The organism is Salinispora sp. H7-4, from assembly GCF_013416675.1.
GTDB lineage: Bacteria > Actinomycetota > Actinomycetes > Mycobacteriales > Micromonosporaceae > Micromonospora > Micromonospora vitiensis.
In genome coordinates this window covers 1-5,793 of the sequence record NZ_JABZED010000020.1, presented here as the reverse complement: position 1 = coordinate 5,793, position 5,793 = coordinate 1, and the positions used below count along the sequence as shown (strand labels likewise).

The 5,793-nt window shown below is 65.7% G+C and carries 7 protein-coding genes; 2 read left to right on the top strand and 5 right to left on the bottom strand.

The features are described 5' to 3' along the window. Positions 1-468: 468 nt before the first annotated feature. Genes H0524_RS24745 through H0524_RS24735 form a run of 3 tightly spaced genes read right to left on the bottom strand, consistent with a single transcriptional unit; the run spans position 469 to position 1,606 of the window. A complete protein-coding gene (locus tag H0524_RS24745) occupies positions 469-924 on the bottom strand; it encodes a hypothetical protein (RefSeq protein WP_255435927.1) in 456 nt (151 codons plus the stop codon). After that, positions 921-1,313: an ATP-binding cassette domain-containing protein gene (locus H0524_RS24740; RefSeq protein ID WP_255435926.1), complete on the bottom strand. Its 393-nt coding sequence runs from the start codon at positions 1,311-1,313 to the stop codon at positions 921-923. The genes H0524_RS24745 and H0524_RS24740 overlap by 4 nt, the downstream gene beginning before the upstream one ends. Beyond that, positions 1,310-1,606, bottom strand: coding sequence for an ATP-binding cassette domain-containing protein (locus H0524_RS24735; RefSeq protein WP_255435925.1), 297 nt, complete (start codon positions 1,604-1,606; stop codon positions 1,310-1,312). The genes H0524_RS24740 and H0524_RS24735 overlap by 4 nt, the downstream gene beginning before the upstream one ends. Positions 1,607-1,908: 302 nt before the next feature. Between H0524_RS24735 and H0524_RS12810 the strand changes: the two genes are divergently transcribed. After that, positions 1,909-3,033, top strand: coding sequence for a serine hydrolase (locus H0524_RS12810; RefSeq protein WP_180198859.1), 1,125 nt, complete (start codon positions 1,909-1,911; stop codon positions 3,031-3,033). 56 nt (positions 3,034-3,089) lie between these two features. After that, positions 3,090-3,617: a GNAT family N-acetyltransferase gene (locus H0524_RS12805; protein WP_180198858.1), complete on the top strand. Its 528-nt coding sequence runs from the start codon at positions 3,090-3,092 to the stop codon at positions 3,615-3,617. Between the two features lie 138 nt (positions 3,618-3,755). Here H0524_RS12805 and sph read toward each other — a convergent pair whose 3' ends face one another. Beyond that, on the bottom strand, positions 3,756-4,712 hold the full coding sequence (gene sph / locus H0524_RS12800; protein WP_180198857.1) for a sphingomyelin phosphodiesterase: 957 nt from the start codon (positions 4,710-4,712) through the stop codon (positions 3,756-3,758). A 102-nt stretch (positions 4,713-4,814) separates the two neighbouring features. Continuing rightward, positions 4,815-5,726 carry an SDR family oxidoreductase gene (locus H0524_RS12795; protein ID WP_180198856.1) on the bottom strand — a complete coding sequence of 304 codons (912 nt, stop codon included), beginning with the start codon at positions 5,724-5,726 and terminating at the stop codon, positions 4,815-4,817. Between the last annotated feature and the right edge of the window lie 67 nt (positions 5,727-5,793).

The window sequence follows — 5,793 nt, the reverse complement described above, 5'->3', positions numbered from 1 at the left end:
GGAGACCCAGGCCGCCGACCTCGTGGCCGAGCACTGGACCAGCTGACCCCACCACACCACCCACAACCCCCACCCGAAGACCTGACCCACACAAGGGGGAAAGAAACTGTTGGTCGGCACCCGAAAACCGGGCGCCGGCCAACAGCCATGATGACATCGCGCCACGCATGACCTACCATTCGTTCGATGGCAGCGGGAACTGAGCGGAATGGGTCGAGGCTCGGCTGGGTGACGCCTGCAAAGGTGGCCCTGCTGGGGAGCTTTTTGGTGGCGCTTCTGATGCTACTGCCAATTAAAATCGGGCCGGGTGACCATGAGAAAAAGAGTTGCGGAAATGCACTGGAAATGAACCTTCATCGCTGGGTGGTGGCCGGAGACAGATATTACTGGGAGATGGCATTTCGGACCTGCAGCTCGAAGCGAATTGACCGGATTGGTCAAGCTGTTGGAGTCACCTCGTTGACGGTCCTAGCCGTCACGCTCATGGCAGTGCGTGCCCGCCGTCGGAGTGACGATAGTGATTGGGCTGCTCCGCGCAACGGCTAAGTGCTCCAGCGGTGGATGTTGACCGAACCATCCTCTCAGTTTTTGGGCGGGTGCCAGGTGCGTACGGTGCGAGCAGCTGTGATGCCGCAGAGCAGGGTGATACACGACGAGGAACTGACGATTGTTTACCCGGTCTGAATGCGGGATCCACCGGGCGACCGCGCCTTCGTCCTGCCCCTGAGCCAGGAACACCGGCTCCCGTGCGGCGACGCTTGCGTTCCGCGCGTCGTACATGGCCGCGATACTGATGAAGGTCCACGCGGTCAGCAGGGCCACCGCGGCAGCCACGGCCAGGGACCAACGATGCATCACGGCACCAGCGCCGGCCCGTCGCCCCGCGCGATGACCGGCAGCGAGCAGCACGAACGCACGGTTCACGAGCTACCCGCCGGCATCGCGGTGAGTCGACCCCCGTCGAGGGCGAGCTGCTGATTCGCCCGCGCGGCGACCGGGTCGTTGTGCGTGACGACGATCAGCGCGCAGCCGTACCGGCACGGCAGATCGAACAGGAGATCGCTGACCACCTGCCCCGAGGCGCTGTCGAGAGACCCGGTCGGCTCGTCCGCCAGGATGACACCGGGCCGCGTGATCAACGCACGCGCCACCGCAACCCGTTGGCGCTCACCGCCGGAAAAGGTAGCGGACGCGGCGTCGGCAAGCTCTCCAACACCAAGATCATGCAGCAGTGTCTTCCCCCGCTGGTAGCTCGCCCGCCGCGGTGCGGAACCCAACAGCGCCGGCAGCGTCACGTTCTCCAACGGCGTCAACTCGGGCAGTAACTCACCGAACTGATACGCCGACCGACCGACCGCAGCCGCAACGCCGATCGCGCCCTCGGCGGCAGACTGGTCAGTTCTTGGCCGTTGATCCAGACGCGACCATCCGCCACCGGCAGGATCCCCGCGAGGCACATCAGCAGCGTCGTCTTCCCCGTACCGCTGGGCCCGGTAACCGCCAACGACGTCCGCGAGGGCACGTCGAAAGAAATGTCAGCGAAAATTTCACGTTCGGCTACCGCATAGCGTAGCGCCTCGGCCCGCACTGTAGAGGTTGCCCTCATTGCGCCCTCCCGGGACATGCGACATGGTCCAGCATAGATACTGACCCCCAAGAGATCGAACAGACATCCGGTGGCGGGGATCCAAACTATGTCGTGCCGGTTACTGACATGAGAATCGAAACGAAATCCTGGTTGCAGGCGCCACCTAGGATCGCGATATGTCTAGCATTCCTCGGGCGTTGAAGATCGCAATTGCCAGTGCGACGCTGGCAGCCGCCGCCTTTGTGGTGCCCACATCCGCTGCCGCGTTACCCACTCAGACAGCTGGGGGAAGCTCCTCCGGCGGGCTGGACCGGGGTGAGTTGCGCACCGCGCTCGCCGCGGTGCCCGAAGCTGGCGTTCCGGGCGCGCTGGCGGCCGTGCGCGATGGCCGGCACGACTGGCGCGGCAGCGCCGGTCAGGCGTACCTGACCAGCCCCCGACCGATGCAGCCGCAGCTACGGCACCGCATCGGCAGCATCACCAAGACGTTCGTCGCCACCACTGTGCTGCAGCTCGTTGACGAGGGCCGGCTGGGCCTCGATGACCCGATCGGGGAGCTGCTGCCGGAGATCGTGCCGGGTGAGCGTGGCGCCGAAGTCACCGTCAGGATGCTGTTGAACCACACCAGCGGCATCGGCAACTACACCAACGCGATGCTCGACTCGTGGGCGGCGATCGACCAGATGCAGGTCACGACGTACGCTCCGGCAGATCTGGTGGCGATGGGCCTGGCCATGCCGCCGACCAACGTGCCCGGGGCGGGGTTCAGCTACTCGAACACGAACTACATCCTGGCGGGCCTACTGATCGAATCGATCACTGGTAACCCGGCAGCGGCAGAGGTGCAGCAGCGTATTCTGCGGCCCCTGAAGCTCACCGGGACGTCGTTCCCGGGCACTGACCCGACTATTCGTGGCCCACACAGTGGTGCCTACTTCGCCCCGTTCGGAGTTCGTGACCTCAGCGAGTTCAACATGAGCTGGGGGTGGACGGCGGGCGAGATGATTGGGACCACGGCGGACCTGAACACGTTCTTCCGGGCGCTACTCGGCGGTGATCTGCTCAGCCCGGCCATGCTAGATGAAATGCTCGCCGGGGTGCCGATGTTCCCGGATGTCCCCGAAGCCGGTAGCTATGGTCTCGGCATCCTCTCGCTTTCCACCCCATGCGGTGAGTTCTTCGGCCATGACGGTTTGGTGATCGGTCACCAGATGTTCTCGTTGCACAGCCGGGATGGCGGGCGCCAGGTATCTGCCGGGATCAACCTCAGCCACTATCAGATCGGCCTGCCCGAGGCGCACCCGATCGATATCGCCTGGCAGTCGTTCCTGCTGACGGCGATGTGCCCGACCAGCGAGATGAGTGGCCGCTCGGCAGTGGATGTGCTGCAGCTGCCCAGCGTGACCCGGATGCCGGGCAATGAGGCGGCAGTCGCGGGGCCCTGATATCACGCAGGGGCGAGGCCGGCTGTCCGATGGCAGCCGGCCCTGCTGCTGAGAGAGTGCGGAGGACGACCCTGATTCGGGCGGCACGACAGTCGGAGCTCGGCGATCTGGCTCGGCTTGAGGTCCAGGCTGGCCAGCTCTTCCACACGGTTGGCATGTCAGAGATAGCTGATCACGCCGTGGATCGACAGGCCCTGCGGCGAAGTCAGCGGCAGGGGCTGATCTGGGTCGCCGAGGAAGGCGACCGGACGGTCGGTTACGTCATCGCGGCGGTGCTGGACGGCAACGCCCACATAGAGCAGGTGTCGGTAGCGCCCACGCATGCTCGGCGCGGGATTGGTCGGCGGCTCATCGCACACGTCGAGCGCTGGGGTAGGCGTCAGGGTCGTCCGGCGACGACCCTGACCACCTTCCGCGACGTGCCCTGGAACGGCCCCTACTACCGGAGGCTTGGATACCGGGAGCTACCCAACGCGGAGATTGGACGCGAGCTGACCGTCACAATGCGACACGAAGCCGCGCTGCCGGGCATGGACTCCTCGCTCCGGTGCGCGATGATCAGATTCAACGGGGGAGTGCTTTGACCTGGCGGACCAGCGCCCGCCGCTGTCCCGACAAGCAGGGGCTATGGACCACCCGTCGGTTGGTGGTGGCGGGCTGCGAGGTAGCGGCGATGACCGTGGTACGACTGGGGCTGAGCTGTCTGCCCCAGGTCGTACGCGTCAGATGTCGGCCGTGACTGGGTAGTGATCGGCGTAGTCGGTGTAGCAGTAGCGGACGAACCAGCTCGTCACGCACCACTTGGGTGCCTCGACGGCTAGCGTCTCGTTGTCGCCGGAGCCGTTCCGCACGTGGCCGTTGCGTCGCAGGATGTAGTCGAGTTGCTGGCGGCTGTCCTGGTCGTCGTTGTAGTCGGTCATGGCGTTGCGCTGCGCGTCCCACGAGTACGGATGGCCGGTGAACCTGGCATCGCCGACGTCGAGCCGGGCCAGCATGTTGTCGTACTCGGTGGAGTAGCGGTCAACGTTGAGATCACCGGCGACGATGACCTGTTCGTCCGCCGGGAATTGGCGAGCGTCCAGAAAGGCGTCGAGCTCGTCGAACTGGGCTGCCCGTACCTGGGCCCCGGTGCCGTCGGCGCAGCCGGCGTCGGCCGCCTGCGCATGAGTACCCACCACGTGTACGGGTGCGTTGTTGACGTTGAGCCGCGCGTAGACGAAGCCCTTGTTGGAAAACCAGTCCGCCCCGCAGCCGTCCGCGTAGACGTACTGGATTTTTTCCGCGATGGGCCACCGGCTCAGGACGGTGACTCCGCCGTCCTCCGGGGCCGTGCTGGAGTATGAGCCCAAAGTGGCGTCCCAGCCGGACCTCGACCGGCCGAGAACCGGGGTTTGGTAGGGATACTCCGCAGCGAGCTGGTCTTTGAGCTGGTCGGATGCCTCGTTGTCGAACAGTTCCTGCAGGATGACGACATCCTGGCCGGCGATGTGGTCGGCCTCGGCGATCAGGTTGGCGCGGGTGACCTGCCCCCAGTTGGGGAAGAGCGACTGGGGCAGGAACATGACGTTGTGGGTCAGCACCTTCAGCGGTGCCGGGGCGGCGGCGGCAGGGGCGGTGGGGACGAGCAACCCGGTCGCGGCGAGAAGGAGGGCGAGCAGCAGGCTCTGCGGTCTCTTCATGACCATCCATGATGGTCGCTTTGGTCGGCCGACTTCAATTGCGCGGCGGTGTTCGATGGGTGAAGGTGTCAACCGTCGTGCAGCTACTGGCCCGGGTTGGGGTCAGCGGTATCCGGTCGGGTCGGCGGGCTTGCCGACGTCCTGCACCTCGACCAGGTATCGCCAGGCGTCGGGCTGGCTTCCATCCAGGTCGGTGAAGCCGTAGACCTTCGCCAACTCCCCGCTGGAGAGCGACCTGCCATGCCAACGGGACATCTCCGGGTCCTGTGCCAGGGCCGCCACGGCGCGGCCGACGTAGGCCGGGCTTTCGGAGATCGCGAAGTGCGGCTCAACCGTGAGCGCGTCGCGCCAGTTCTCCTCGGTCACACCGAAGCTGTCCAGCATGTCCTCGGATCGCAACCACCCGGGCGTGAGCAGCACCGACGTCGTGTCATGCGAACGGAGTTCGTGCGCCAGGGCGAACGCCATCCGACTCACGGCACCCTTGGCGAGATCGTAGAAGAACGAGTTGCGGTAGGTGGCCGCGTTGTACTCGTCGGTGCCGTCGGTCATCTCGACGACCAGCCCGCCCGGGTTCCTGATGAGCAGGGGCAGCGCGAAGTGACTGGTGATGGCGTGGGTTTCCACGGCGAGACGCAGCGTGTGCAGCCCGGCGTCCAGGTCTGACTCCCAGACCGTTTTGTTCCACTCCACCTGGGCGGTGCCCCAGATGTCATTGACGAGTACGTGGAGGGCGCCCTGCTCGGACTCGATCCGGGCGATCAGCGCGCGTACCTCGGCGGGGACCAGGTGGTCGACCTGTACCGCGATGCCGACCCCGCCAGCGGCGCTGACCAACTCGGCGGTTTCCTCAATGGTTTCCGGTCGGTTCATCTCCGACCGTTGGGCACGGGTTGACCTGCCGGTGACGTAGACCGTGGCCCCGGCTGCTCCGAGCTGGATGGCGGTTCCTCGCCCGGCGCCTCGGGTCCCTCCGGCGACGAGCGCCACCGTGCCGGTCAACTGCTTGGCCATGCGTCGCACCCTAGACGATCTATTCCGAGGGATCAGTGGTCGTAAGCGATGAGGGAGCGCATGACGG

Coding starts and splice junctions, on each gene's coding strand:
- H0524_RS24735 (WP_255435925.1), bottom strand. CDS start 1,606: ATGAGGGCAACCTCTACAGTGCGGGCCGAGGCGCTACGCTATGCGGTA.
- sph (WP_180198857.1), bottom strand. CDS start 4,712: ATGAAGAGACCGCAGAGCCTGCTGCTCGCCCTCCTTCTCGCCGCGACC.
- H0524_RS12795 (WP_180198856.1), bottom strand. CDS start 5,726: ATGGCCAAGCAGTTGACCGGCACGGTGGCGCTCGTCGCCGGAGGGACC.